Source organism: Deinococcus taeanensis (assembly GCF_020229735.1).
GTDB lineage: Bacteria > Deinococcota > Deinococci > Deinococcales > Deinococcaceae > Deinococcus > Deinococcus taeanensis.
This window is the reverse complement of sequence record NZ_CP083455.1, coordinates 924,773-949,391: the sequence shown is the minus strand read 5'-3', so window position 1 is coordinate 949,391 and position 24,619 is coordinate 924,773. Positions and strand designations below refer to the sequence as shown.

Here is a 24,619-nt window from a genome sequence, read left to right as displayed (position 1 = left end):
CCGCTCAGCCTACCCGCTTGACGGCGAGGGCAAGGCCGTTGCCGCCCCCCATGCAGAGGGTCGCGACGCCCGTTTCCTTGTTCTGCTGCTTCAGGGCGTGCAGGAGCGTCACCAGGATGCGGGCGCCACTGGCGCCGATGGGGTGGCCGAGGGCAACCGCACCGCCGTTGACGTTCACACGCGCGGTGTCCAGGCCCAGTTCCCTCTGCACCGCGAGGCTCTGGACGCTGAAGGCTTCATTGAGTTCCCACAGGTCGATGTCGCTGGTCTGCATGCCAAGCTGCTGGAGGAGTTTCTGTGTGGCAGGAACGGGCGTCATCATGACCCATTCGGGCGCGAGGCCGCCGGTGGCGTACCCGGTGATTTCCGCGAGCGGAGTGAGGCCATGGGCCTGGGCGAAGTCGTCGCTGACGATCATGAGGCTGGCGGCGCCGTCGTTCAGGCCGGGGGCGTTGCCAGCAGTGACGCTGCCCTCCTGCCGGAAGGCAGGTTTCAGTCGGGCGAGGCTGTCTTCGCTGGTGTCGGCGCGCGGACCTTCGTCAGTGTCGACGACGGTGTCGCCTTTGCGGCCCTTGACGGTGACGGGCACAATCTCGTCGGTGAAGCGGCCGGCCTGTTGCGCGGCGATGGCCTTCTGGTGGCTGGCGGTGGCGTAGGCGTCCTGTTCCTGACGGCCGATACCGTACTTGTCAGCGACGCGTTCCCCGGTGAGGCCCATGCCTTCGTCGTTAATGGAGCACCACAGGCCGTCGTGTGTGTTCGCGTCAAGTACCTGCGCGTGCCCCAGACGGTAGCCTTTGCGCGCCTGCGGGAGAAGGTGCGGGGCGTTGCTCATGCTTTCCATACCGCCGGCCAGAACGGCGTGCTGGTCGCCGGCACGGACGCTCTGCGCGGCCAGGATGACGGCTTTCAGGCCGCTGCCGCACACCTTATTGATGGTGAGCGCGCCGACCTCGTGGGAGAGGCCGGCTTTCAGGGCGGCCTGCCGGGCGGGGTTCTGGCCGCAGCCGGCCTGCACCACCTGTCCCATAATCACTTCCTGGATGAGGTCGGCGCTCAGGCCGCTGCGGCGCAGGGTGTCCTGGAGGGTAAGGGCGCCAAGCTGCACGGCACTCACGCTTTCCAGAGTCCCGAGGAACTTGCCGGTGGGGGTGCGGCTGGCCGCGACGATGACTGCTTTGCTCATGGGCGCAGCATAGCGCGGCGTCCCTAACGACCGTTAGTTTTTCGTCCAGCAAGACCAGCCTCTCTCCCGGCTTGTCATCAGTCTCCAGCGCTCTGAGGGCCTGATCAGACAGCGAATCGATGTTTTACAGCACGAAAGCTCGCGCCGACCGGACCTTGCCAGACGCAGCAACCGTACACACCCCATGTCTGGTGTGGGCGAATCCATTCGCCCCTGCATGGGTCGGCTACGGCCCCAGGTTCACCTCGTTAAGTGCTGCGAGAGGGCGCACGACTTCAAGCAAGGCGGCGAGTTTCTCCGTATGGCCGAACACGAAGTGCCCGGCGACCTTTTCCGGCACTTGTGTGCGCGGTACCAGGCAGAGTCCGGCCTGGCACGCGCACTACAGCTCGAATCCACGGCCAAGGTTCTGCTCGCGAAAGAATGACAGCAGGCTCAGCAGGTACAGTTGAGCCCCCGGCCACGGCCAGAGCGTGACGGTGCTGGCCCGCCGGATCGTCCGGGCCGGGCGGAAGGCGTCACTCTCACGACGGAGTGAGCAGGCGCGCGACCGGGGGCGCCCAGGCCCGCGGTGCGGGCGGCACAGACGCCTTTTCCCGTGCGTGGTAGCCTCGCAGCATGTTTGAGTCCCTGGGCAACAAGTTGCAGGACATTCTGGACCGGGTCGGTAAGGAACGCCAGCTGACCGAGGCGCAGGTGAAAGCCGCTATGCGCGAGATCCGCATGGCGCTGCTGGAAGCCGACGTGAACTTCGGGGTTGCCAAGGATTTCGTGGCGAAGGTCAGTGAAAAGGCCGTTGGGCAGGAGGTGCTGGGCAGCCTGAATGCCGGTCAGACCGTTGTGAAGCTCGTGCATGACGAACTGATCGAAACGCTGGGCGCAAGAACAGCGCAGCCGGAGCTGAAGCAGGACGGCAACGTGTGGTTCATGGTGGGTCTGCAGGGCGCAGGGAAAACCACCAGCGCCGGGAAGCTCGCGCAGCTGTACAAGAGCAAGGGCCGGCGCGTGCTGCTCGTCGCGGCTGATACGCAGCGTCCGGCGGCGCGCGACCAGCTTGAGGTTCTGGCCCGGCAGGTGGGGGTTCCTGTCCTGAAGGTCGCTGATGGTGAACGCCCCGATGAGACCCGGCGCCGGGTGGATGAGCACCTGCGCACTGACTACCGTGACCTCGTGATCGTGGACACCGCGGGCCGCCTCCAGATTGACGAGGCGCTCATGGATCAACTGGCGGACCTGCAGCGCGTCATGCAGCCCACCGAGAGCCTGCTGGTCGTGGATGCCATGACCGGTCAGGAGGCACTGAACGTCGCGCAGACCTTTGACCAGCGCGTGAACGTTACGGGCCTCGTCATCACGAAAATGGACGGAGATGCCCGCGGTGGCGCGGCCCTGTCTGCGCGTAGCGTCACCGGTAAGCCCATCTACTTTGCCGGGACGAGTGAGAAACTCAGCGGTCTGGAACCCTTTCACCCGGACCGGGTGGCGGGCCGCATCCTGGGGATGGGAGACGTACTGGGTCTGATCGAGCGCGCCCAGCAGGCCGACCTGAAAGCCATGGAAGTCAAGAAGCCCGGGGATTTTGACCTGGAGGACCTGCTCGTCCAGCTGCGTCAGATCCGCAAGATGGGGCCCCTGGGGGACCTGCTGAAACTCATTCCTGGCATGAGTCGCGCCCTGCCCGAAGGGTTCAACGTGGACGAGAAGCAGATTCAGCGGATTGACGCGATGATCAGCTCCATGACGCTCAAGGAGCGCCGGAATCCCAAGATCATTGATGGGCGCCGACGCAAACGGATCGCGGCGGGGAGCGGCCACACCGTGCAGGACATCAACAAGCTTCTGAAGATGCACGAGCAGATGAAGGACATGATGAAGATGCTGCAGCGCATGAGTGGGGGTGGCGGCAAAGGCATGAAACCGCCCCGCATGCCGAACGTTCCCCCCAGCCTGAAGCGCTGAGCCGTCACCGCCCGGGCAGACCTCACGCGATGCCCGGGTGTTGACACTCCCGCCTGCTCCCCATATACTCACTCCCGCTGAGAACGCGCCCACACGGCACGAAGCGAAGCGGGTCGTTAGCTCAATCGGTAGAGCAGCTGACTTTTAATCAGCGGGTTGTAGGTTCAAGTCCTACACGACCCACCAGGAAAATCCCCGTCTTCGGCGGGGATTCTTGCTTTGGCATGGGAGAGGAACGGCGGTGGGTCCACTGCCGTGCGATAACTGGCGCTGCTCCCCAGTTGATGCGAACGGATGACGCACCGGCCTCACCCTGATCGGGCAGAGCAGGTCAACGTTGTGCCCGCCTGGCTGGTGATGAAGTGAACTGAAATCCGGCTTCCGGGACCTGCGGCGTACACTGCCGCATGACCTCTCCTGCCCTTGGTTCTGTTGCGGCGCGCGTGCTGAAGCAGTTGCAGCAGGACGCTCCTAAACCCCACAGTGCTGACGATCTGTCCAGCCTTGTGAGTGCACCGGCGGCCGAGGTGCAGCAGGCTCTTGAGGAACTGCATACGGCGCAGCTGGTGTCGCCGCAGGCAGCGACCGGGTACGGCGGCAGTGCCACGCTCTGGAGTCTGAACCCCTGACCTTCAAGTGAAGCCTGGACGCTTATGCCCGGGCAGCCGCAGTGGGCCGTACCTGTCGCCTGAAGCCCAGGCACGTGAAAGAGGCGCACCCAGGAGTTCAGCTCCTGGGTGCGCCTCTTCGTGCCCTGAGGGGAGGGGCTTAGATGCTGAGGGTCTTGGCGCAGCGGTACAGGTCGCGGCTGACGTCCTTGCGTTTCTCCCAGGTATCCTGGAAGTCGGTGTAGCTGGTGCGGTGGTTTTCACGGCCGATCATGACGTTGCTTTTGCCGTCCATGAGCGCGTACACGGCGGCCTCGCCGAGGCGGCTGGCGAGGATGCGGTCCGAGGAGACGGGGCTGCCGCCGCGCTGGATGTGCCCGAGGATGCTGACGCGAGTTTCCATACCGGTGCCGTCCTCGATGGCCTTGGCGACGCCGGTGGCCCCACCGGGGTAGCCCTCGGCGACGATGATGATGCTGCCCAGCTTGCCTTTCTCAACGCTCTTTTTAACGATGTCGAGCACGCCGCTGATTTCCTTGGCGTCTTCTGGAATGAAGACTTCTTCGGCGCCGCCGGCTACGGCAACATCGAGGGCGATGTGGCCGGCGTGGCGGCCCATGACTTCAATCACGAAGATGCGTTCGTGACTGGCGCCGGTGTCGCGGAGTTTATCCACGGCGTCCAGGGCGGTTTCGACGGCAGTGAAGTAGCCGATGGTGTGGTCGGTACCGTACAGGTCGTTGTCGATGGTGCCGGGGAGACCGACGACGGGAATGCCGTGCTCTTCCTGAAGGTAGTGCGCGCCGTGGAAGCTGCCGTCACCGCCGATGACGATCAGGGCGTCAACGTCGTGCGCGCGGAGGTGCCGGGCGCCGCGGGCGCGGCCTTCCGGGGTGCGCCAGGTGTGACTGCGGGCGGACAGGAGGATGGTGCCGCCGCGCTGAAGGATGTTGGCAACGTCGCGCGGGCCGAGCGTGATGAAGTCCCCGCGGTGCAGGCCGGAAAAGCCGCGCCGGACACCGATGACTTCGATGCCCTGGGAGGTGGCGGTGCGGACAACGGCGCGGATGGCGGCGTTCATGCCGGGGGCGTCGCCGCCGCTGGTGAGCACGGCGACGCGTTTGATGCCGGCGGGGTTGGGGTGGGAGTCGCTGTGGGGTTCGGTCATGGGTGGCCTCGCTTGGGGTGGGTTCAGCGCACGTTGGGAGCACTTCCAAGCGGCCGGGACGGTGAGGGTCGGACCGGGTGGGGCCGGGACGGGTCAGGTGTCCGCGGTCACCTGGAGTGCCAGTGCATAAGCGTCATTCTTACGCAAACCCTCCTGAATGAGAAGGTCACGTATATCCCGAACCCGCAGCCCCTGCGCGGCCAGGGTCCGGGCCCGCGCCTCGTGGTCCACAGCGGCAGCCTCAGCGGCGCGTTCCTCGTCGCTGCGCCCGGCCACCACGACCACGATCTCACCGCGTGCGCCCGCCTCGAAGTGGCTGCTCAGGTCGCTCAGCGGGCCGCGCACGGTTTCCTCGAAGCGCTTGCTGAGTTCCCGGGTGACGCTGGCCGGGCGAGCGTCACCGCAGGCGGCGCGCAGGTCCTCAAGGGTGTCGTGCAGGCGGTGCGGACTCTCGTACAGCACGGTGGTTTCGGCGCGCGCCGCGATGGCACCCAGGCGTTCCCGACGCTCCCGGCCGGAGCGCGGCAGAAAGCCCTCGAAGGTGAAGCGCGCCGTGGGCAGCGCGGAGAGCACCAGCGCCGGCACGAACGCCGTGGCGCCCGGCAGCGTCTCCACGGGAATGCCGGCGTCCAGAGCGGCCATGACAAGTTCCGCGCCGGGGTCGCTGATGCCGGGGGTGCCCGCGTCACTGACGTACGCCAGCCGGGGATACCGCTCGAGCACCTGCGGGGCGCGGCGCATGGTGTGGGCGTCGAGCCGCACAAGGGGTTTACGCAGGCTAAGGTGACTCAGCAGGGCGCCGGTGCGGCGGGTGTCCTCGCAGGCGACGGCGTCTGCGGCGCGAAGGACGTCCAGGGCGCGCAGGGTGATGTCCCGCAGGTTCCCGACCGGTGTGGGCACCAGCCACACGCGCGCTCCGCCGGGCAGACCGGGCGCCTGCGGTCCCTGATCCTCGGGCCCAGGGGTGGCTGGCGCATTGGCGGTCAGGGCGAGCGGGAGCGATTGGGCCTCCAGGTCAGTCATCGCTGCCGAGAATGCCAGTGCCGGTGGCAGCGAGGCCTGTGGTGGGCTTGAGCCGCACCTTAACCTTGCGGGGCCGCTTGAGGACGTTGGTGATCCGGGCGCGCAGCAGTTCGCCCTCGCCCACGGTCACGGTCACGACCGTGCCTTCCGGCAGTCGCCCGCCGATAATCACCACCACACCGTTTTCCACCACGCCTTTGTAGGCTTTCATGCTTCCCTCCCCTGCGCGCGCCGCTGACGCCGCTCGGCGGCCGAGAGGGCCTCGCGCAGCGCCACGATTTCGGATTCCCGCGCGCCGCCCAGCCGGGCGTACCGGTCTATGACCTCGGCCGCTTCACGCCGCCGGTCGAGCCGCAGCAGCAGCGCGCCCACGTGTTCACCCGCCACGAAGTACGCGCGGGGGTTCTCGGGGTCGGCGGCAATCTGCGACCGCGCGGCGTTCAGCCGTTCCAGCTGCGCCCGGTGCCGGTTGACCTGCCAGCGGACCGTGAACGTCGCGAGACTGAAGGTCACCACGGCGCCCAGAACCGACAGGACCACCGCCTCCGGCACTCCCACGCGCGCGCCAAGCTGCACGGTCAGGGGAAAGCAGAAGGCCAGGACCACCAGCACGGCCAGGGTCGCCGCGTAGTTCATGCGGCACCTGTCCGTGCGGGAAGCTGGAACGTCAAGCCTTTCACGAAGGACAGTCTAGCGGCCCGGGCCCGTCTGCGCCGTTCATGTGGCGCTGACCTGCGGGCCGTGGGCTACGCTGCGGGGCGTGCGGCTTCACCTGATCACTGTTGGCGAACCGAAACTCACGTACGCCCGGGCGGGGTGGGAGGAATACGAGAAACGTCTGCGCCGTTACCACCGGGTGCAGGTCACCCGGGTCAGCGGGAAGACGCAGGCGCTGGAGAGCGACGCGGTGCGCCGGGCTGCCGGGCGCGCGCCGCTGGTGCTGCTTGATCCGCGCGGGCGGCAGTTCACGTCCGAGAGTCTGAGCGCGTACCTGGACGCTCAGGCGGTTGGTGGGGTGGGGGAACTGGCGTTCGCGATTGGCGGGCCGGAGGGTCACACGGATGAGCTCCGGGCCGGCGCGCACCTGCTGTGGAGCCTGGGGCAGCTGACCCTGCCGCACGACCTGGCGATGGTGGTGCTGGCTGAGGCGCTGTACCGGGCCAGCACCATCAGTGCCGGCGAGCCGTACCACCGCGCGTAGCGGGGCGCGCTGCGGTAGCCTCCGGGCATGACGTTGCCTGCTCCGGACACCGACTGGTTTGCCGTTCCCACGCTGCATGGCCGGGTCGTTACCCTGGAGGCCCTGCGGCCCGAACATGCCTCGGACCTGAGTGAGGGCGCCACTGAGGACACCATCCGTTTCCTTGCGCGGGGTGGTCCCGAAGCGAACACTCCGGACGCCTGGGCGCAGTATGTGGAGCGCCTGAACGCCCTGCCGCGCCGCATCAATTTTGCGGTGCGGGACCGGGCGTCGGGGCGGGTGGTGGGGCGCATCAGTTACAGCGAGGTGAACGTCGCCGACCGCTGGGTGGAGGTGGGCACGATGCTGCTGCCGGCGGCGCAGGGCAGCGGCGTGAATCCGGAGGCCAAGCGGCTGCTGATGGGCCGGGCGTTTGAGGTGCTGGGCGCGCAGCGGGTGCAGTTCAAGGTGGACGCCCTGAATGAACGCAGCCTGCGGGCGATGCGGCGGCTGGGCGCGGTGCAGGAGGGGGTGCTGCGGCAGTACCAGGTGCGTCCGGACGGCCGGGCGCGGGATTCGGTGATGTTCAGCGTGCTGGCCGCGGAGTGGCCTGAAGTTCGCGCGGGGCTGGAGGCGCGTCTGGACGCCCTGGCGGCCCCGGTTGAGCGCCCTGCATTCTCATGAGAAAAAGCACAAGATTGCCAGAATCCGCCTGCTAGCCTGGGACCCGTGATGCCTCGCCTTCTCCGGTCCATGCTGCTGTCTGTTGTGCCCGGCGCGCTGCTGTGCGGCGGCGCGCACGCATTGATCGTGCCTCTGGCCGGCTGGGCGCCCGTGAGCGGTGACGCGAACTACTGGACGGACGCCTCGGGCAGCTGCCTGATGCGGGAGGAACGCCATGGTCAGGCCTTCCCCACCTTCACGTCTCCGGACGCAGCGCGCACCTTCGCGCTGAAACTGCAGAACACCCTGGGCCGGAACGTGCGCGCAGTGGTGACGCAGCCCGTGGACCGCGCCGGAAACTGGGGGGTGCTTGCCGCGTTCGATTTCCAGGAGAGCGGCGTGACCTACCGCGTGAGCCAGCTGTACCTGAGTGACCGGGGCGTGCTGCGCACCGTGACCGGCAGCAGCGCCGCCCAGGCCACGAATCCCTGCGTCAATGAGATGCGCGACTTCATCCGCTACCTGGCGAACTGAAGCGCAGTACAACAGAAGGGTGAATGACCGCCCGGCCGCCCTGCTGACCCGCCTTGACGACATCGCCCGCGCCCTGGACCGCTCGGGCCGGGCGGTGGCCCTGCTGGGACTGGGCTCAGTGGGGCACGACCTCGCGCGGCTCGACCAGTGGTCGGACCTGGATTTCTTCGTTGTTGCCCGCCCTGGTCAGACCGAATGGTTCAGCCGGCAGTGCGACTGGCTGGCCGGGGCGGCCCCGCTCGCATACGCGTTTCACAACACGCCCGCCGGCGCGAAGGTGCTCTTTGAGGACGGCCTCTACGGCGAGTTCGCGGTGTTCGGGGTGGAGCAGCTGCCTGATCTCCCCTACCAGAACGCGCGGCTCGTGTGGGCCGCGCCGGACGCTCCACCGGACCTGCCGCTGAAGATCACGCTGAGCGGCAGTGCAGGGCCGACCGCGCGGCTGAGCGCCGCGGCGCACGCGCATCACCTGGGCGAGGCACTCACGAACCTGCTGGTGGGCGTCACGCGCTTCCAGCGGGGCGAGCGGCTCTCGGCGCTGAAGTTCATTCAGGAGTACGCCCTGGGGCACGTGCTGGCCCTGGCCGCCGCCCGCGCCCAGAGCGTGCCGCAGGGCGGTGATCCCTTTGGCCTGGAGCGGCGGTTCGAGCGGCGCTACCCGGAGCTCGCCTCCGCTCTGCCGGCGTTCGCGCCGGGGTACGACCGCTCTCTGGACGCGGCCCTGGCCCTGTTGCGGCACCTGGAAACCCATGAGGACGTGCCTGCGGCGCTCGCCGGGGCCATCCGCGCAGCGGCGAGCGCCTGAGCGGCGGTGCGGGCGGCATGCTAGGCTGCGCGGTTGAGATGCGAATGCATGCAATTCGGGCGGTGCGCCCATGATGGTCGTCACGGCGCTGCTGTCCTGGTTTCTGGTGGGGCTGTTCGTCCGGGTGAGCCGAGCGCGCGGCTGGGGACAGAAGGTCCGGCAGGACGGCCCACAGACCCACCTTGTCAAGGAGGGGACGCCCACGGCGGGCGGCGTGCCGTTCGTGCTGGCCATGGCCGCCGTGTTCTTCCCCCTGTACTTCACCGGTCACGGCGGCGGACCGCGGGAACTGGTGATCATGCTGGCCGCCCTGGGCATGGGCGTGGTGGGCGGCGTGGATGACCTGCTGAAAATCCGGTCACGCATGAAGGGCAGCGGGAAGACGGAGCTGCTGGCGCGTGAGAAGTTCCCGCTGCAGTTTCTGGTGGCGGCGCTGTTCGCGTTTTTTGCGGCGCCCCTGGCGGCGCACGAGCTGGTGCCGGGGTTCGGGCAGCTGGGCGACACCATCCTGCTGACACTCGTGATGGTGGGCAGCGTGAACGCCTTCAACTTCACGGACGGCCTGGACGGCCTGCTGAGCGGCGTGGCGATCATTCTGCTGCTGCCCCTGCTGGCGCTCTCGCCGGTCAGTGCCCTGCTCGTCGCGGCGCTGCTGGGGTTCCTGTGGTTCAACGCGCACCCGGCGCGGGTGTTCATGGGCGACATGGGCAGTCACGCCATCGGGGCGGTCGCGGCGGGCGCCTACGTGCTGTACGCGGACGTATGGCTGCTGCCGATCGCGGCCATCATTCCGGTCGTGGCGGTCCTGAGCGTGGTGATTCAGGTGGCCTCGTTCAAACTGCGTGGCAAACGTGTCTTCAAGATGGCGCCCATTCAGCATCATTTTGAGCACCAGGACATCGGGTGGCCGGAAACGCACGTCACCATGCGGTTCTGGGTGGTGACGGCCGTGGCCACCGCTGCCGTCTGGTGGCTGCTGGGCGGCCGGCCCTAGGGGCGAACGCAGACCTTGCCGGGGAGAAGGCCGCGTGGCCTTCTCCCCACGCGTTCAGGCCGGCGCAGACCGGCCCGGCCGCCCGGCGCTGTGTACACTCGGCGCTGTGACCGAGTTTCATGACCTGACCCTGCCGGACCTGGGGACGCTGCTGGCGCGCCGCGCGCATCTGGTGGCGCAGGGTACCACGGTGTACCGCGCCGCGCACCTGACGGAAACGGCTGGGCAGTTTACGCTGGATGTCGCTGGGGACGCCGGTATCCTGAGCCTGTACGCGCCGCTCGACGCGGCTCAGGAGGCGGCGCTGGCCGAGGCGTGCGGGAACGCCGGGGGCCTGGGCGGCGTGTACCTGAAGCGCCGGCCGGTGGAGGCGAGGCACGCGGCGAATGTGGCCCGCGAACAGCTGTCTCCGCCGGACCCGGTATGGGGAGCGGACCGGCCGGAGGTCACGGCGCTGGAGGCCGGCGTGCCGTTTCTGATCCGCCCGGGCGCGGACCTGAGTGTGGGGCTGTTCACGGACGCCCGCCCGGCGCGGGCGTGGGTGCGGGAGCACGCGGCGGGCCGGCGGGTGCTGAATACCTTCGCGTACACCTGCGGCTTCGGCCTGAGTGCCGCGCTGGGCGGCGCGCAGGCCGTGAAGAACGTGGACCTCTCGCGCAAGGTCCTGGCGTGGGGGCAGGCGAATTACGCCCTGAGTGGTCTGCCGGCGCCGGACGTGGATTTCCTGTTCGGGGACGTGTTCGAGTGGCTTGCGCGCCTGGAGCGGCGCGGGGACCGGTTTGATCTGGTGGTGCTGGATCCGCCCAGTTTCGCGCGCGGGAAGGCAGGGGTGTGGCGTTCGGAGCGGGATTACGCGCGGCTGGCCTCGCTGGCGGCGAGAGTGACAGCGCCGGGCGGCACGGTTCTGGCCCTGCTCAACCACGCGGGGGTAGGGCGAGGCGCGTTCGAGCGGATGATCAGGGCGGGCCTGGCCGCTGGGGGCCGGCGGGCGCGGCTCGAGGCGCAGCTGGGGGCCGGCGAGGACTACCCGGGCGCAGATCACCTGAAAGTGCAGGTCTGGGTTCTGGACTGAGAGGAGCGGGCAGGGAAGCAGGAGCCGCTTGTGGGCCTCCTCACTTCGTTTTCTAAAGCAGGCGGTATGCTGAGGACATGACGCAGACCACTCAGAACGAAGCGCAGGTCCTGGTGCCCCTGACCACCCCCGAGGACGTGGATCAGTTCCTGCAGGATTACCCGCTGGCCGCCGTGTTCAAGGCCGGCACCTGCCACAAGACCATGCAGGGCTTCGGCGTGCTCGAAACCTTCCTGCAGCGCCACGACCTGCCCGTGGGGTTCATCCGCGTGGTCGACTGGCGCCCGGCCAGCAACCACGTCACGCAGCGCACGGGCATCGTGCATCACAGCCCGCAGTTCATTCTGTTCCAGAACGGCGAACCGCAGTTCGAGGTGAACAACTGGGACATCACCCCCGAGGCGCTCACGCCGGTGTTCCAGGCGCAGGTGCCGGTGCGTCAGGGCGTGGCGAGCGTCGCCACGGATGACAACGTGGAACCCTACCGCCGCCTGATGCGGGCGTTCCTGGACGGCCAGCTGAGCGAATGGGCCTTCCAGGATCAGTACGTGAACCTGTTCCGTGATGACGCGAGCCTGCGCAGCCAGCGCGAGTTCGAGCTGCTTTCGCGGCTGTTCGGCGATCCGGATGCGTACCACGGTGGCCTGCACCAGCTCGGGGCACCTCAGGAGCGCGGCGACCTGAAGGCCCGCGTGCAGGCGCTGCTTACCGAACTGGGCTGAGGCCCTCTCCCGGCCCCTGAGGCCCCTCTCAGGGGCGCCTCACGGACACACCGCACCTCCCGAACGCGTGGGGGTGCGGTTTTTCACATCTGTAAGCGGCGAGTAAGAGCCTTCAGAGTGTCATGATGGTGTATCCCTGTAGGACGACAGTCGTTCACCTGACCCCTTTCCTCATGCTCACCTCACCGGAAGTTTGAATGCCAGAGCCCACTGCCACAACTGCCTCCCCCATCAAACTCCTCCACCCCGTCCCCGTGCCGCAGGAGGGTGCCGTGTACAGTGCCCTGAGCACCGACCACTACCCCTGGACGGAAGTCACCACGGATCTCAGTGCCCGGCAGAGCCGTGAATTCACCGGGGCCTTCGATGCCTGGCAGGGCGCCCGCTGGGGGCGTTTCCTGTGGAACCGGGGCACGCTGCTGGGCGGCTACACGCACGCCGGGCAGCTGGTCACGTGGGGGACCGTCATGCAGGGGCTGCCCCGCGCCCGCGTGAGCCTCACGGAACTCTCCCCACGCCTCGTGGACCTGTTGTGGAGCACCCGGGACGTGGAGGGAGAACCCCTGAGCGCGCCGTGGCCCGTGGGGCGCGCCGAGCTGGAACGCCGGCATTTCCACGGTCTGCTGATGACAGGCACCACGTGCAGCTACTGGGCCTCAGGACGCGTGATTGCCGGCGAGGTCCCCGGCACGGGCGCGGGCGGTGTGCTCTTCTCCCCGCACTCCGAGGCGAACCGCGAGGGGCTCGTGGGGTTCTGGCAGGAACTGCTGCTCACCGTTCACCGCGCGCAGCCGCTGGACACTGCCTGGCAGGAGGTCACCGTCCGGCTCGCCGATGAGCACCCCTGCCTTGATCCCTTCGCGCAGGACGTCACGCTGCAACGCGGTCAGCTCACCATTGACGAGGACGTCCCGGTCGAAGAGTTCCGCCCCGCGCTGATCGCGGCGCTGCGCGGCGTGCTCGCCCGGCTCGGCGTGCGTCTCGTGGACCTGCCCATCACGAACCTGCGTGACCGGCCCGAATGGGCAGCGTCCGGCCTGGAGGCCCGGTGAGCGCCCCCGTCTGGCCAGCCGGCCTGGAAGACAGCAGCCCGCTGCCCTTCAACGTGTGGCGCGTGCTTCACCACGTGGACGGCCAACGGGATATTGCCGAAGTGGCGCGCCTGTCCGGCATGACCGTTCCGGACGTACAGGATCGCCTCAGAACCGCTGCCGCCTGGGTGGCACGCGCCAACCAGCGCGACCAGGCCGTCACCGACGAGACCGCCGACGCGGTCGCCCAGTGCCTGACCGCCGCTGTGGGCCCCATGGCCGCCGTGATGGTCGACGAGGTGCTTGATGACCTCGGGGAGCAGGCGACCCTCAACGCCCTGCTGTCCAGCCTCGCCCGGCAGCTCAGTCAGGACCGCGTGCAGCTGTTTGCCCGTCTGCTGCGAGAGCGCGGCATCACATGACCCGACCACCCTGCGCGGCTCTGCGGCCGCTGACCCCACCGGAGGACACCACGATGAATCTCACGCCCCAGGGAGTTCCGAAATGAAGTACACGGTTGTGATCCGTCAGCCCGTTGACCCGCTGCGCAAACCCGAGCTTGAAGAGCAGCTGCGCGACCGTTTCGGCCTGAACCCCGAGCAGGCCCAGCGCCTGAGTGACCGCCGCACCGGCCGCCTGATGAAACCCACCGGCCGCGCCCGCGCGGAGCTGCTGCTCAGCATGTTCCAGAGCATCGGCGCGGACGTCAGCCTGGAAGAAGTGCGCGACGAAACCAGCGTCATCAGCGAACCCTTCCAGAGTCTCCGCCCGGCCATGAGCGGCCAGACCGTCAGCACAGACGACGCGCTGCTCGCACCCGACCGTGCGCCCGGCAGCGCCGCGGACAGCTTCGGAGCCCTGAGTGCGCCGGCCGTGTGGCCTGAAGTGAACTCAGTGCCGGTCGACGCCCCGTTCCCCGCCTTCCCCGAACCGCTCGGCGCCCCGCTGCCCGGCGAGTTCATGCCCGGCGTGGACTGGAGTACGCCCCCCGCCCCCACCGCCCTGGGGTCGTCATCGTTCGGTGGGGACAGCGCCAGCGGCGCCGCAGCGATCATGGCGCCCCCTGAGGCGCTCGCCACCTCGCCCTTTGATGATCCCTTCGCCACCCTGAGCGGCAGCGTCCCCAGCGCAGGCGCCGGGAATACGAGCGACCCCGCCGCGGACGTCTGGTCGGACTTCACGGGCGCCCTGACCCTGACCGAAGCGCCGGCCAGGCCGGAAGTGACGGCGGAAGTGCAGGTTTCGAACGCCGGTCCAGTCGTCGTGCCCACGCACGAGGACGCGGCCACGACGCAGCCGCGCCGCAGCAGCCTGCGCCGCCGCATGGCGGTTGGCGCCCTGGTGCCGCTGGGCATCTCCAGCGCCCTGACCCTGGGCGTGCTGGCCCTCACCCTGCCGCCCCTGCAGAACGGCCTGGTGCAGCGCAACGCACAGGCCGTGGCGGTGGCCGTGGCCAGCAACATCGACTCCACCCGCGGGAGCCAGAGCATTCCCCCGCAGCTCGAAGCACTCGTGAACAATTCCAGCGTAGGCTTCGTGCAGGTCGAGTTGCGCGACGGGTCGCGTTACTTCGCCAGCCAGACCCCGGACGTGAACGACCTGCTGAACGCCGAGGTCAGCAACTGGCTGGTGGACAACGCGGGCCGCGCCGGTTTCGTCACCGCGATCTCGCCCGCCAAGGTGTACCGCGATCAGGCCACCGAAATGCGCAACATGGGCGGCACCGCCAACGACATCGCCAAGCTCGACAAGCTCGCCGCCGACCCTGTCAACCAGCGGGTCACGAAAGTGAACTTCATCGTGCAGCAGGTGACGGTCAAGCAGGAAGAGGGCAAGCGCGTCGTAACGAACGACCGGCCCACAGAAAGCGACGACGTGCTGTACACCGTGGCGGTCGGCGTGGAAAACGGCAAGCAGCAGAGCGCGCTGCGCCGCACGCTGCTGCTGGTGCTGCTGGTGTCACTGGCCGCCCTGGCGATCGCGGCGTACCTGGCGCTGCGCGCGGCCCGCGCGGTCGTGACGCCCATCGAGGAACTCGTGCGGGTGGCCGACGCGATCAGCATGGGTGACCTGAGCCGCCCGGTGAAAGCCAACCGCAATGACGAGATCGGTGACCTCGCGCAGGCACTGGAACGCATGCGCCTGAGCCTGGATTCCGCGATGGAACGCCTGCGCCGCCGCAAGCGCAGCTGAGCCGTTCCGGACGCGAGACCGCCCGCAGCCATCTGGCTGCGGGCGGTCTTCATGCAGGGGTGATCAGCTGGCCTGCATGCTGTTTTTCATGTCACGGATCTGGTCGTGGCTGGCCTTCACCTGCGTGAACTGGCCTTCCACGAAGCTGCGCAGCTCGGCCGGCAGTTCCGTTTCCTTCAGCACGTCCTGGTAGTTCTCCACGGCCACGTCCTCACCGCGTTCGCACTCGGCCACCACCTGGTAGTCGTCACGGCCGGTCAGGGCGTCGCGGACGTTCAGCCACGTGCGGTGCAACGCGGCGCCCACGCTGCTGCGGTTGTTCGGCTCGCCGCCCAGGCGGGTGATGTGGGACTCCACCTCGGTGGCCATCTGGGCGCGCTGCGCGCTGCGCTGCGTGAACAGGCTCTTCAGGCTGGGGTCGGTCGCGTGCTCCGCAGCGTCCGTAAAGCCCTTCTCACCGTCACGCAGGGTGCCAAGCAGGTACTGGAGTTTGTCGAGCGCGGTTTCGTTGTTCATCATGTGAGACCTCCGTTCAGTGACGCGCAGCTGGTCCGGACGTCCGGTCCGCTGAACGGACCGCAGGGACGCCGGCGCGGCGCAACGAACTCAGCCTATGGGCGGCCACGGCCCTTCACCTGACAGTTCAACCAAGGCGGGGTTCACGCAAGGTTGGCCTGAACTTTCTGCTTCTCACATTGTTCTCTTCCCTCGCCTGGCCAGGCCGGGGCGTGCTGTGCTGTGACGCATGCTGCCCTGGGTACTGCGGATGCGCTGGCTGGACCTCTGCTTCATGCACTGGGCGGTGCCGCCGGCTGCCGTCCAGGCCACCCTGCCGCGCGGCGTGCAGGTGGAAACCTACGCCGGCAAGGCGTACGTGGCGGCGGTACCGTTCCGGATGGAGGACGTCGCGCCGCGCCTGACACCTGCCGTGCCTGGGCTGAGCGCCTTCCCGGAACTGAACCTGCGCACCTACGTGCGCGTGAACGGCCACAGCGGCGTGTGGTTCTACTCCCTGGACGTCACGCAGCCTCTCGCGGCGGCAATGGCGCGGCGGTTCTTTCACCTGCCGTACCGGCAGGCGCGCATGTGGGTGGACCGCCAGGGCGACGTGACCCGGTACGCCAGTGTCCGCACCGACCTGCGGACCGGTCCCGGGACGTTTGCCGCCGCGTACCGCCCGGTCGGCGCGCCGCTGCCCGCCACGCCCGGAAGTCTGGAGGCCTGGCTCACAGATCGCCTGCACCTGTTCAGCGCCGACCGGGCCGGGCGGGTGTACCGGGGCCGCATTCAGCACGCGCCGTGGCCGCTGCGCCGGGCCGAGGCGGCCGTCCGCGTGAACACCCTGGCGGAGCCGCTGGGTTTCACGCTGGCGGGCGAACCACACCTGCTGCACGCGGACCGGCTGGACGTCACCGCCTGGTGGCTGGAGCGGGTGCTCTAACGCCCGCCGGGCGGGCCCGGCAGCGGACCGTGCGGGTTGCGCCCGCTGATCAGCCGAAGTACCCGAGCAGATCGATGAGGGTCCGGGCGTAATCGTCGGGTTTCACGCCGCGCTTTTCCAGCTTCACCGAGGGAGGGAACGTGACGACCTCCGTCCTGAAGGGGAAGCGTTTCAGGCCCGGCGCGTCGTAGTCGAGGCTCTTGTAGGCGAACGTCACCTGAAGCTGCGTCATGGTTTCGCCGATGCTGAGCACCCGCTTGGCGGCGGCCGTGAGGCGCAGCTTGGCCAGGTCGATGAAGTTCTGCACCTCCGGGGTGGGCGGGCCGTACTTCTTGCGCAGGTCGCGTTCCACGCGGCTGATCGCCTGCAGGGTGCGGCTGTCCGAGAGGCGGCCGTACGTGGCGATGCGCGCCTCCTCGTCGTTCTCGAAGTACGCGGGGGTGAGGCGGGCGTCGATGGGCAGGTCAATGCTGATGTTCACCGGGGCTTCCATCTTCTCGCCCTTGAGTTTCGCGACGGCCTCGGCGAGCAGTTCGGTGTACACGTCGATGCTGACCGCCTGCACGTGACCGTGCTGCTCCTCCCCGAGGATGTTACCGACGCCGCGGATCTCCATGTCCTTCTCGGCCAGCAGGTGCCCGCTGCCCAGGTCCTGAAGGTCGGCGATGGCCCACAGGCGGCGCTGGGCGTTCTCGGTCATGCGGGGCGGGTAGAACAGGTAGGCGTACGCGGTCTGGGCGCGGCGGCCCACGCGGCCACGCAGCTGGTAGAGCTGCGCGAGGCCCAGACGGTCGCTGCGCTCGATCAGGATGGTGTTCGCCTCCGGGATGTCCAGGCCGGTCTCCACGATGGTGGTGGCGAGCAGCACGTCGAAGGCGCCCTGCTCGAAGCCCAGCATGATTTCCTCGAGTTCCTCCTCGTTCATGCGGCCGTGGGCCACCCCGATGCGGGCTTCCGGCACGAGGTTACGCAGGTACAGGCTGCGCGCGCCGATGCTGGCAACACGGTCGTGAATGTAGAAGACCTTCCCGCCGCGCTCGATCTCGCTGAGGATCGCGTCACGCACGGTGATCGGGTCGAAGGGTGCCAGGATCGTCTGAATGGGCTTGCGGCCCTTGGGAGGCGTCTGGATGGAGCTCATGTCGCGCAGGCCGACCATGCTCATGTACAGCGTGCGGGGAATGGGCGTGGCGGACAGGGCCAGCGTGTCCACGGCGCGCACGTCCTCGGGAATGTCCAGCCTGCCGTCCTTGGGCACGTCAGGCAGGCCGCGCAGCGCCCGGAGTTTCTCCTTCTGGCCCACCCCGAAGCGGTGTTCTTCATCCACGATGATCAGCCCGAGGTCCCGGAAACTCACGTCCCCGCTCAGGAGGCGGTGCGTACCGATGAGAATGTCCACCTTGCCCTTGGCCGTGTCGGCCAGGATCGCCCTGGCCTGCTGCGGCGTGGTGAAGCGCGACAGGCCCTCCACGCGCACGGGCATACCCTTGAAGCGCTCAACGAAGGTGCTGGTGTGCTGCTCGGCGAGAAGCGTGGTCGGCACCAGCACTGCCACCTGCTTGCCATGCCCCACCACGCGGTGCGCGGCGCGCAGGGCCACCTCGGTCTTGCCGAACCCCACGTCGCCGCTGATCAGCCGGTCGGCCGGGTTGGCTTTTTCTAGGTCGCGCATCGTTTCTTTCAGCGCGGTTTTCTGGTCGGCGGTCAGCTCGAACTTGAAGTTCTGCTCGATCTGCCCGTCCCATTCAGGCTGCGGGGGAAAGGCATTGCCGGGCGTGACCTGCCGCGCGGCGTACTGCACGAGGAGTTTCCCGGCGACCTCCTCGGCGTTCCTGCGGGCTTTCTCTTTCGCCTTGGCCCAGTCCTTCTTGTCGAAGGAGCTGAGGCTTGGCGGGTCATCGGTGGTGCCCGGGTGCCGGCGCAGGACGGGCAGCTGCTCGATGGGCACGCTCAGGCGCGCGCCGCCCCGGTAGGTGAGGTTCAGGTAGTCGCGGGTGACGCCCAGCACCTTCCGGGTTTCCAGGCCCTCGAACTGCCCGATGCCGTGCTCCGGGTGAATCAGGTAATCCCCGACGTGCAGGCCCAGGGCGTCCGTGACGGGTTTGCCGCTCAGGCGCTTGCCACGCAGAGCGCTGCCCCCCTGGAAGCCGTAGATCAGGTCCTCGGTCAGCACCACGGTCCGGTGCTCGGGAATCACGAACCCACCCTCGCCCGCAGCGCGCAGGAAACCCAGTTCCCCCTCGCGCACCCTCGGCACCTTCAACCAAGGGATCTCGTGCGTGTTCAGCAGCTTGTCCGCCAGGTACGCGGCGGTGCGGTCATGCCGGACGAGGATCAGCAGGCGGTACCCGGCGGCCCGCCACTCGTTCACGTCGCGCTCCAGGTCCGACAGGCGCGCCCGGTAGAATCCCAGGGGCTGCAGGCCGGTGTCCAGGTCCGGCAGGTCCAGCGGGGCCCGGCCGAAACTCGTGACCTCCCGCGCCGCGAGTTTCGGCCACAGCGTGTCGATCAGAACACCCAGCGCCGAGGCATAGAACTCCGGGGAGTCCAGAAACACCCGCCCGGGCAGCAGGTCCAGCCGCGTGGCGTCCCACTTCACTTCAGTCAGGTACTCCGTGGTGGGTTCCAGCGTGAAACTCTGCGCTTTCTCGCCGGTCAGTTCGCCGGGCTTCAGGAACCGCAGTGTGTCCAGGTCATCCCCGAAGAACTCGGCGCGCACCCACAGGCCTTCCTCTGCTTCGGCAGGCAGCCCGGCGCCCGCCGTGAGGCGCAGCTCCAGTGTGTCCCCGCGCAGTTCGTAGCCCGGCTCCTCACCACGTTCGTAGCCCAGGCGTTCAAGCCGGGCGAGCAGGGCCTCGCGCGGGTAGCTCGACCCGACCTTCAGGGTGAGGGCGTGGTCTTCCGGGCGAGCGGGAAACAGGTCCAGGGCGGTGTTCACGTCCAGGACCACGTGCTCATGCCGGGCGTCCCAGTCGCGCAGACCGGGGTTCACGGTCACGGGGGCGCCCAGCGCGCCGGCCGTCACGTAGTTGCCCAGGCGGTCCGGGGTGGTGAGCAGGACGGCCGGGCCGGGAAATGCGGCGAACAGCGCCGCTCGGGCCACCTGCGGCAACAGCAGCAGCCCTCCGGGGGGAGCGGCGGGCAGCAGTTTCGACAGGTTCGGCGCAGCAACAGTCACCGGAAGATTTTACGCGGCGCCCGGCGGGGACAAGGCGAGCCAAAAGACTTACCGAAGAGCGGGCTTCAGGTCTGGCTGTGCAGAGGGCAGTGGGAGCGGCCACTGCGGGCGCCGTGTGGTCGTCATGCCGCTTGAGGGGCTGGTGGGCGGGGTCGTCGCCCCTGCCTCTGGCTTCTTCCAGGGCAAACGGTCATCCCAGGGGGCTTCGCGGCTCAGGGGCGCGGCCCGGTGGATCAGGGCGTCTGAGCCTGAAAGGCGCCTGCCAGGGTGTGCGGGCGTCCACGCACTCTGGGAGACGGGTGAAGAGCGGCGGGAGGGACACTTCAAGAACGCTGAAGCAGGCCGCCGCGGCCTGCGAAACCTACGCTGAGTGAGGGCCGCCCCCGGAACCTGTCGGCCTGCGACGACGACGACTATTTTCTCCTCCCAGCCGCACAGCGGACGTCATACGCCCTCTGGGCCGGGGCTGGGACAACACGGCCAGCTGCACCAGGCTCCGCGGCGACCTGACCGCACCCGGGACGACGGCGCCACCGACGGGGAGGCCGCCGCAGACCGGTGAAGGGAACTCGGGTCAGCGGCCCGGGGCCTTGCAGCCGGTCAGCAGGGTTTTCGTGGTGGTCGTGCTGTTGCCCGTGAACGTGCTCAGTTCGGCTGACCCCTGATGCTCCCACCACTGCAACCCGCCGCGCGCACCGGCCGGCCCGTTCAGGCTGGCGTACCGGGCGCCGCTCGCACTGATCGCCTGCGCCAGCCCGAACCGCTGGCCCTTCCAGTCGAGAACCGCGAACATGGGCTGATCGCCGAAGGTCACGTATGACACGTCGACGTTCCGTCCGCCTGAGCAGGCGTAATGAAACACGTGGTACGTCACCTGCACGGGCGGCGTGGCGGCAACAGCGGCGGCCGGAAGGGCCAGAACGGTGGTGAGCAGCAGGGATCGGAGCATGCCTTCACCCTAGGCACGGCACATGAATGGAGGGCGAGGCCTGCATGATGACCGGCCTGGGCGCGGCGCTCATCGTGCAGCTCACCGGTCCAGGCTGCCGGCCTTCCGAAACGCCTACCCGACCTAATCACCTCTGACGCCGCAGGAACGGGTCCGCTGTGGCCGCAGGTGCTGCCCACTGCGTCGGGCAGCCCGGCCCGCGTGACCGCAGTGGGGAGTCCTGCGGGTGCGCTGGCCCTGCATGAGGGAGCCAGCATCTCGGGAGGCTGCGGCCCTGTCGGCCAGGATCGGCATGACGTTCCAGGGAGCGGCACGAACGTCAACCCGCGCGCCGTGCGGCGCCTGCCTGGGCACCCTGTGTCGTCCTTCGCGTTCGGCACGGTCATCAAGGCCGTGGTCATCAGCGCCGTGGTCAGCAACGGGGTCGCTGGCCTGACTGAGTGATGAGGGATATGCCTGCCCGCACGGCCGCGTTCCGGGCACTCAGAGCCGCACCGCCACTTCAGGACGGGCCTGTTCACGTCATCAGCCCACGGCGCAGGACCGCACACGTCACGTGCGTGCATGGCGCCATGCACAAGCACGCCCCCGCGCAGGACGCAGGGGCGTGCTCAGGCGTGAAGGGTCAGCCGAGGCGTTCGATGGCCCGGGCCGCGAGGACATCCACGAGGTGCGCGCGGTACTCGGCACTCGCGAAGCGGTCTCCGAGCAGGTCGCTGGCGTCCACCAGCCCGGTGGCGGCGATCTGGCCGGCGCGCACGGCGTCCTCCAGTCGGGTCAGGCGGTGGGCTTTCTCGGCGGCGCCAGTGTACGCGGCGCGGATCTCGCCGCTGGCATGCCGGGCGACGGCCACGCCCACCACGGCGTAGTGGCTGGCGGGGTGGCGGAACTTCTCGTAGGCGCTGGCCTGGATGGTCGCGGGAATGCTGAGATGCGTGAGCAGTTCGCCGGGCTGCACGGCACTTTCGAACATGCCCTGGAACATGTCGTCGGCGTGCACCGTACGTTCGCCGCCCGGGCCGCGAATCACGAACTCCACGCCGAGGGCGAGGGCCGCGGCGGGGTAGTCGGCGCTGGGGTCGGCGTGGGCGAGGGAGCCGCCGATCGTGCCGCGGTTGCGGACCATGGGATCGCCCACCCAGCTGGCCACCTCGGGGAACAGGGGCAGCTCGGAGCGCAGCACGTCGGCGTGGGTGGTCATGGCGCCCACCACGAAGGTGTCGCCTTCACGCCGGATGCCTTTGAGTTCTTCCAGGCTCCAGATGTCGAGCAGGGCGGGAGGCTGCGCGAGGCGGAGTTTCATGGCGGGCAGGAGGCTGTGGCCGCCGGCGATGATTTTCAGGTCGGGGTTGGCGGCGAGGGCGGCAAGGGCCTGGTCGACGCTCTCGGCTTTCTGGTAGTCGAAGCTGGCTGGGTACATGGGTGCCCTCCGGTGGGTGGGCCGCCGGGGCGCGCACGGCCCCTGACGGCGGTGGGGTTCAGTCGTCGGCGGCCTGGGGTTGCGGGCCCTGCGCCTCTCGGATGGCGCGCCAGACCTTCTCGGCGGTGTAGGGCATGTCGAGGTGCGTGATGCCGTACGCGTGCCACAGGGCGTCCATGACGGCGCTGGCGACGGCAGCGGTGCTGGCGATGGTGCCGGCCTCCCCGATGCCCTTGACGCCCAGGGGGTTGTGGGGGCTGGGGGTGACGGTGTGCCCGAGCTGGAAGGTGGGAACGTCGTCGGCGCGGGGCATGGCGTACTCCATGTACGTGCCGGCCAGCAGGTTGCCGTCCTCGTCGTACGCGGCTTCTTCCAGCAGCGCCTGTCCCATGCCCTGGGCGATCCCGCCGTGAACCTGGCCCTCGGCGATCAGGGGGTTGATGAGCGGGCCGCAGTCGTCCACGCTGCCGTAGTTGCGCAGTTTCACGTGCCCGGTGTCCGTGTCGATTTCCACGACGGCGATGTGCGTGCCGAAGGGGTACACGAAGTTCTTCGGATCGTAGAAGGCGGTGGCTTCCAGTCCGGGTTCAAGGTCCGCGGGGTAGTTGTGCGCGAGATGGGCCATCAGGGCAATGTCGAAGAAGGTCTTGCTCTTGTCCGGGGCGCCCTTGATGCGGAACACGCCGCCTTCATGCTCGATGTCGTCCTCGCTGGCTTCCAGGAGGTGCGCCGCGATCTTGCGCATCTTGGCCGTGATTTTCTGCAGGGCCAGTTTCAGGGCGCTGCCGCCCACGGCTGCGGAGCGGCTGCCGTAGGTGCCCCAGCCGTAGGGCATGCGGCCGGTGTCGCCATGAATGAGGTCAATGTCCTCGATGGGGATCTGCAGTTCGTCCGCGGCGATCTGCGGGAAGGCGGTTTCGTGGCCCTGGCCGTGGCTGTGGCTGCCGGTGTACAGTTCGACCTTCCCGGTGGGGTGCACGCGCACGAGGCTGGATTCCCACTGGCCGGCCTGCGCGCCAAGCTGCCCCACCAGGGCGCTGGGGGCCAGACCGCAGGCTTCCAGGAAGGAGATCAGGCCGACGCCCAGGATCTTTTTGCCGCCCTTCATGCGGGCCTGTTCGTGGCGCAGGTCGTCGTAGCGCATCATCTGCATGGCCTGGTCCAGGGCGGGTTCGTAGTTGCCGCTGTCGTACACCAGCGCGACGGGCGTCTGGTACGGGAACTCGTCCGGCTGGATGAAGTTCCGGCGGCGGAACTCGGCGGGGTCGAGGTTCAGTTCGTGGGCGGCCATGTCCACGATCCGTTCGATCAGGTACGTGGCTTCGGGGCGGCCGGCACCGCGGTAAGCGTCAACGGGAACGGTGTTCGTCATGACGCCCGTGACCTTGGCGTGAATGGCGGCCATCTTGTACACCCCGTTCAGCAGGGTGCCGTACAGGTAGGTGGGGACGGCCGGCGCGAAGAGCGTCTGGTAGGCGCCGAGGTTCGCGACGGTGTTCACGCGGAAACCCAGGATCTTTCCGTCGTCGCTGACGGCAAGTTCGGCTTCCGTGTCGTGATCGCGGCCCTGGGCGTCACTCACGAAGGCTTCGCTGCGGCGCGCGGTCCATTTCACGGGGCGTCCCAGGAGGCGCGCGGCGAGCAGCACGATGACTTCCTCCTGGTACTGGAAGATCTTCGTGCCGAAGCCGCCGCCGACGTCCGGGGAGATGACGCGCAGCTTGTGTTCAGGGATGCTCATCACGAACGCCGCGAGAATCAGGCGGTGAATGTGAGGGTTCTGGCTGGTGGTGTACAGCAGGTACTCGCCGCTGGCCGGAGTGAACTGCGCGAGGCTGGCGCGCGGTTCGATGGGGTTGGCCACCAGGCGGTGGTTGCGGAGTTTGACGCTGACCGTGCGGGCCGCGCTGCGGAAGACCTCGTTGGTGGCGGTCTCGTCACCGATCTCCCAGCGGAACGCGACGTTGCCGGGCACGTCGTCGTGCACCAGGGGGGCGCCGTCGGCCAGGGCGGCGGTGGCGCTCGCCACGGCCGGCAGGGGATCGTACTCGACTTCCAGCGCGGCGGCGGCGTCCTCGGCCTGTGCGCGCGTTTCGGCGATCACGACGGCCACGATGTCGCCCACGTGGTTCGCTTCGGTCAGCGCGATGGCGGGGTGGGCGGGCGTCTTGAGTTCGGGGAGCAGCCAGCCGACCGGGATGCTGCCCAGCCCGGCGTCCTGAACGTCCTGGCCGGTCAGGACGCGTTCCACTCCCGGCATGCCCAGGATGGACTCGGTCTTGATGCCGGTAATGCGGGCGTGCGCGTAGGGACTGCGGACCATCGCGGCGTGCAGCGTGCCGGGAATCACGACGTCATCGGTGTACCGGCCGGTGCCGGTAATGAAGCGCGGGTCCTCTGTGCGCTTGCGGGCCTGACCGAAGTATTTCTCCGTGCGGGTTTCACTCATGGGTGGGTGCCTCCTGGGGGAAGCGCGGCGCGCGGGCGCGCCCG

General features: G+C 68.5%; 24 protein-coding genes and 1 tRNA gene. 15 read left to right on the top strand and 10 right to left on the bottom strand.

Annotated elements, in window-relative coordinates; translation table 11 throughout:
• Nucleotides 1–4: 4 nt before the first annotated feature.
• A complete protein-coding gene (locus tag LAJ19_RS04595; protein ID WP_225477128.1) occupies nucleotides 5–1,186 on the bottom strand; it encodes a thiolase family protein in 1,182 nt (393 codons plus the stop codon).
• 618 nt (nucleotides 1,187–1,804) lie between these two features.
• On the opposite strand from LAJ19_RS04595, the gene ffh reads away from it, so the two are divergent.
• The 3 genes from ffh (at nucleotide 1,805) to LAJ19_RS04580 (ending at nucleotide 3,774) form a co-directional block, all read left to right on the top strand.
• Nucleotides 1,805–3,145, top strand: a complete 1,341-nt coding sequence (ffh, locus tag LAJ19_RS04590; protein WP_225477127.1) for a signal recognition particle protein — start codon at nucleotides 1,805–1,807, stop codon at nucleotides 3,143–3,145.
• A 110-nt stretch (nucleotides 3,146–3,255) separates the two neighbouring features.
• Nucleotides 3,256–3,331: transfer RNA gene (locus LAJ19_RS04585), tRNA-Lys, on the top strand.
• A 221-nt stretch (nucleotides 3,332–3,552) separates the two neighbouring features.
• Nucleotides 3,553–3,774, top strand: a complete 222-nt coding sequence (locus tag LAJ19_RS04580) for a MarR family transcriptional regulator (protein WP_225477126.1) — start codon at nucleotides 3,553–3,555, stop codon at nucleotides 3,772–3,774.
• A gap of 139 nt (nucleotides 3,775–3,913) precedes the next feature.
• Here LAJ19_RS04580 and pfkA read toward each other — a convergent pair whose 3' ends face one another.
• The 4 genes from pfkA to LAJ19_RS04560 form a co-directional block, all read right to left on the bottom strand.
• A complete protein-coding gene (pfkA, locus tag LAJ19_RS04575; protein ID WP_225477125.1) occupies nucleotides 3,914–4,921 on the bottom strand; it encodes a 6-phosphofructokinase in 1,008 nt (335 codons plus the stop codon).
• A 93-nt stretch (nucleotides 4,922–5,014) separates the two neighbouring features.
• Nucleotides 5,015–5,944, bottom strand: a complete 930-nt coding sequence (rsmI, locus tag LAJ19_RS04570) for a 16S rRNA (cytidine(1402)-2'-O)-methyltransferase (RefSeq protein WP_225477124.1) — start codon at nucleotides 5,942–5,944, stop codon at nucleotides 5,015–5,017.
• Nucleotides 5,937–6,155, bottom strand: coding sequence for a hypothetical protein (locus LAJ19_RS04565; protein ID WP_225477123.1), 219 nt, complete (start codon nucleotides 6,153–6,155; stop codon nucleotides 5,937–5,939). Before LAJ19_RS04565 ends, rsmI begins: the two co-directional genes overlap by 8 nt.
• Entirely contained in the window at nucleotides 6,152–6,580 is a 429-nt protein-coding gene (locus LAJ19_RS04560; RefSeq protein WP_225477122.1) for a hypothetical protein, read from the bottom strand. The genes LAJ19_RS04565 and LAJ19_RS04560 overlap by 4 nt, the downstream gene beginning before the upstream one ends.
• A gap of 124 nt (nucleotides 6,581–6,704) precedes the next feature.
• Here LAJ19_RS04560 and LAJ19_RS04555 point away from each other — a divergent pair, with 124 nt between their 5' ends.
• The 10 genes from LAJ19_RS04555 (at nucleotide 6,705) to LAJ19_RS04510 (ending at nucleotide 15,138) form a co-directional block, all read left to right on the top strand.
• The gene (locus LAJ19_RS04555) at nucleotides 6,705–7,145 is read left to right on the top strand and encodes a 23S rRNA (pseudouridine(1915)-N(3))-methyltransferase RlmH (RefSeq protein WP_225477121.1); all 441 of its coding nucleotides are present in this window, start codon (nucleotides 6,705–6,707) and stop codon (nucleotides 7,143–7,145) included.
• 27 nt (nucleotides 7,146–7,172) lie between these two features.
• Complete coding sequence (locus LAJ19_RS04550; RefSeq protein WP_225477120.1) at nucleotides 7,173–7,808, top strand: GNAT family N-acetyltransferase; 636 nt, start codon at nucleotides 7,173–7,175, stop codon at nucleotides 7,806–7,808.
• 48 nt (nucleotides 7,809–7,856) lie between these two features.
• Complete coding sequence (locus tag LAJ19_RS04545) at nucleotides 7,857–8,321, top strand: hypothetical protein (RefSeq protein ID WP_225477968.1); 465 nt, start codon at nucleotides 7,857–7,859, stop codon at nucleotides 8,319–8,321.
• Nucleotides 8,322–8,340: 19 nt separating this feature from the next.
• Nucleotides 8,341–9,126, top strand: coding sequence for a hypothetical protein (locus LAJ19_RS04540; protein ID WP_225477119.1), 786 nt, complete (start codon nucleotides 8,341–8,343; stop codon nucleotides 9,124–9,126).
• 70 nt (nucleotides 9,127–9,196) lie between these two features.
• Complete coding sequence (locus tag LAJ19_RS04535) at nucleotides 9,197–10,120, top strand: phospho-N-acetylmuramoyl-pentapeptide-transferase (RefSeq protein WP_225477118.1); 924 nt, start codon at nucleotides 9,197–9,199, stop codon at nucleotides 10,118–10,120.
• A gap of 106 nt (nucleotides 10,121–10,226) precedes the next feature.
• Nucleotides 10,227–11,192, top strand: coding sequence for a class I SAM-dependent rRNA methyltransferase (locus LAJ19_RS04530; protein WP_225477117.1), 966 nt, complete (start codon nucleotides 10,227–10,229; stop codon nucleotides 11,190–11,192).
• A gap of 77 nt (nucleotides 11,193–11,269) precedes the next feature.
• Entirely contained in the window at nucleotides 11,270–11,914 is a 645-nt protein-coding gene (gene abxC / locus LAJ19_RS04525; protein ID WP_225477116.1) for a monothiol bacilliredoxin AbxC, read from the top strand.
• A gap of 272 nt (nucleotides 11,915–12,186) precedes the next feature.
• Complete coding sequence (locus LAJ19_RS04520) at nucleotides 12,187–12,966, top strand: hypothetical protein (protein WP_225477115.1); 780 nt, start codon at nucleotides 12,187–12,189, stop codon at nucleotides 12,964–12,966.
• Entirely contained in the window at nucleotides 12,963–13,367 is a 405-nt protein-coding gene (locus LAJ19_RS04515; protein ID WP_225477114.1) for a DUF8082 domain-containing protein, read from the top strand. The genes LAJ19_RS04520 and LAJ19_RS04515 overlap by 4 nt, the downstream gene beginning before the upstream one ends.
• Before the next feature lie 82 nt (nucleotides 13,368–13,449).
• Complete coding sequence (locus LAJ19_RS04510; RefSeq protein ID WP_225477113.1) at nucleotides 13,450–15,138, top strand: HAMP domain-containing protein; 1,689 nt, start codon at nucleotides 13,450–13,452, stop codon at nucleotides 15,136–15,138.
• A gap of 63 nt (nucleotides 15,139–15,201) precedes the next feature.
• On the opposite strand, the gene LAJ19_RS04505 is transcribed toward LAJ19_RS04510, so the two are convergent.
• Entirely contained in the window at nucleotides 15,202–15,657 is a 456-nt protein-coding gene (locus LAJ19_RS04505) for a PA2169 family four-helix-bundle protein (protein WP_225477112.1), read from the bottom strand.
• A 226-nt stretch (nucleotides 15,658–15,883) separates the two neighbouring features.
• Here LAJ19_RS04505 and LAJ19_RS04500 point away from each other — a divergent pair, with 226 nt between their 5' ends.
• The gene (locus tag LAJ19_RS04500) at nucleotides 15,884–16,579 is read left to right on the top strand and encodes a YqjF family protein (protein ID WP_225477111.1); all 696 of its coding nucleotides are present in this window, start codon (nucleotides 15,884–15,886) and stop codon (nucleotides 16,577–16,579) included.
• A gap of 49 nt (nucleotides 16,580–16,628) precedes the next feature.
• Here LAJ19_RS04500 and LAJ19_RS04495 read toward each other — a convergent pair whose 3' ends face one another.
• Together LAJ19_RS04495 and LAJ19_RS04490 are read right to left on the bottom strand one after the other, a co-directional pair.
• The gene (locus tag LAJ19_RS04495) at nucleotides 16,629–19,757 is read right to left on the bottom strand and encodes a DEAD/DEAH box helicase (RefSeq protein WP_225477110.1); all 3,129 of its coding nucleotides are present in this window, start codon (nucleotides 19,755–19,757) and stop codon (nucleotides 16,629–16,631) included.
• Nucleotides 19,758–20,331: 574 nt separating this feature from the next.
• Nucleotides 20,332–20,706, bottom strand: coding sequence for an MliC family protein (locus LAJ19_RS04490; protein ID WP_225477109.1), 375 nt, complete (start codon nucleotides 20,704–20,706; stop codon nucleotides 20,332–20,334).
• A gap of 168 nt (nucleotides 20,707–20,874) precedes the next feature.
• Here LAJ19_RS04490 and LAJ19_RS04485 point away from each other — a divergent pair, with 168 nt between their 5' ends.
• On the top strand, nucleotides 20,875–21,150 hold the full coding sequence (locus tag LAJ19_RS04485; RefSeq protein ID WP_225477108.1) for a hypothetical protein: 276 nt from the start codon (nucleotides 20,875–20,877) through the stop codon (nucleotides 21,148–21,150).
• A 181-nt stretch (nucleotides 21,151–21,331) separates the two neighbouring features.
• On the opposite strand, the gene LAJ19_RS04480 is transcribed toward LAJ19_RS04485, so the two are convergent.
• Together LAJ19_RS04480 and LAJ19_RS04475 are read right to left on the bottom strand one after the other, a co-directional pair.
• A complete protein-coding gene (locus LAJ19_RS04480) occupies nucleotides 21,332–22,126 on the bottom strand; it encodes an FAD binding domain-containing protein (protein ID WP_225477107.1) in 795 nt (264 codons plus the stop codon).
• Nucleotides 22,127–22,184: 58 nt separating this feature from the next.
• Nucleotides 22,185–24,575, bottom strand: coding sequence for a xanthine dehydrogenase family protein molybdopterin-binding subunit (locus tag LAJ19_RS04475; protein WP_225477106.1), 2,391 nt, complete (start codon nucleotides 24,573–24,575; stop codon nucleotides 22,185–22,187).
• Between the last annotated feature and the right edge of the window lie 44 nt (nucleotides 24,576–24,619).

Bases quoted from the DNA above. Each gene is read 5' to 3' on its own strand.
- LAJ19_RS04595 (WP_225477128.1), bottom strand. From the start codon at position 1,186: ATGAGCAAAGCAGTCATCGTCGCGGCCAGCCGCACCCCCACCGGCAAG.
- LAJ19_RS04500 (WP_225477111.1), top strand. From the start codon at position 15,884: ATGCTGCCCTGGGTACTGCGGATGCGCTGGCTGGACCTCTGCTTCATG.
- abxC (WP_225477116.1), top strand. From the start codon at position 11,270: ATGACGCAGACCACTCAGAACGAAGCGCAGGTCCTGGTGCCCCTGACC.
- LAJ19_RS04480 (WP_225477107.1), bottom strand. From the start codon at position 22,126: ATGTACCCAGCCAGCTTCGACTACCAGAAAGCCGAGAGCGTCGACCAG.
- LAJ19_RS04560 (WP_225477122.1), bottom strand. From the start codon at position 6,580: ATGAACTACGCGGCGACCCTGGCCGTGCTGGTGGTCCTGGCCTTCTGC.
- LAJ19_RS04535 (WP_225477118.1), top strand. From the start codon at position 9,197: ATGATGGTCGTCACGGCGCTGCTGTCCTGGTTTCTGGTGGGGCTGTTC.
- LAJ19_RS04545 (WP_225477968.1), top strand. From the start codon at position 7,857: ATGCCTCGCCTTCTCCGGTCCATGCTGCTGTCTGTTGTGCCCGGCGCG.
- LAJ19_RS04580 (WP_225477126.1), top strand. From the start codon at position 3,553: ATGACCTCTCCTGCCCTTGGTTCTGTTGCGGCGCGCGTGCTGAAGCAG.
- LAJ19_RS04510 (WP_225477113.1), top strand. From the start codon at position 13,450: ATGAAGTACACGGTTGTGATCCGTCAGCCCGTTGACCCGCTGCGCAAA.
- LAJ19_RS04550 (WP_225477120.1), top strand. From the start codon at position 7,173: ATGACGTTGCCTGCTCCGGACACCGACTGGTTTGCCGTTCCCACGCTG.
- rsmI (WP_225477124.1), bottom strand. From the start codon at position 5,944: ATGACTGACCTGGAGGCCCAATCGCTCCCGCTCGCCCTGACCGCCAAT.
- pfkA (WP_225477125.1), bottom strand. From the start codon at position 4,921: ATGACCGAACCCCACAGCGACTCCCACCCCAACCCCGCCGGCATCAAA.
- LAJ19_RS04475 (WP_225477106.1), bottom strand. From the start codon at position 24,575: ATGAGTGAAACCCGCACGGAGAAATACTTCGGTCAGGCCCGCAAGCGC.
- LAJ19_RS04565 (WP_225477123.1), bottom strand. From the start codon at position 6,155: ATGAAAGCCTACAAAGGCGTGGTGGAAAACGGTGTGGTGGTGATTATC.
- ffh (WP_225477127.1), top strand. From the start codon at position 1,805: ATGTTTGAGTCCCTGGGCAACAAGTTGCAGGACATTCTGGACCGGGTC.
- LAJ19_RS04505 (WP_225477112.1), bottom strand. From the start codon at position 15,657: ATGATGAACAACGAAACCGCGCTCGACAAACTCCAGTACCTGCTTGGC.
- LAJ19_RS04490 (WP_225477109.1), bottom strand. From the start codon at position 20,706: ATGCTCCGATCCCTGCTGCTCACCACCGTTCTGGCCCTTCCGGCCGCC.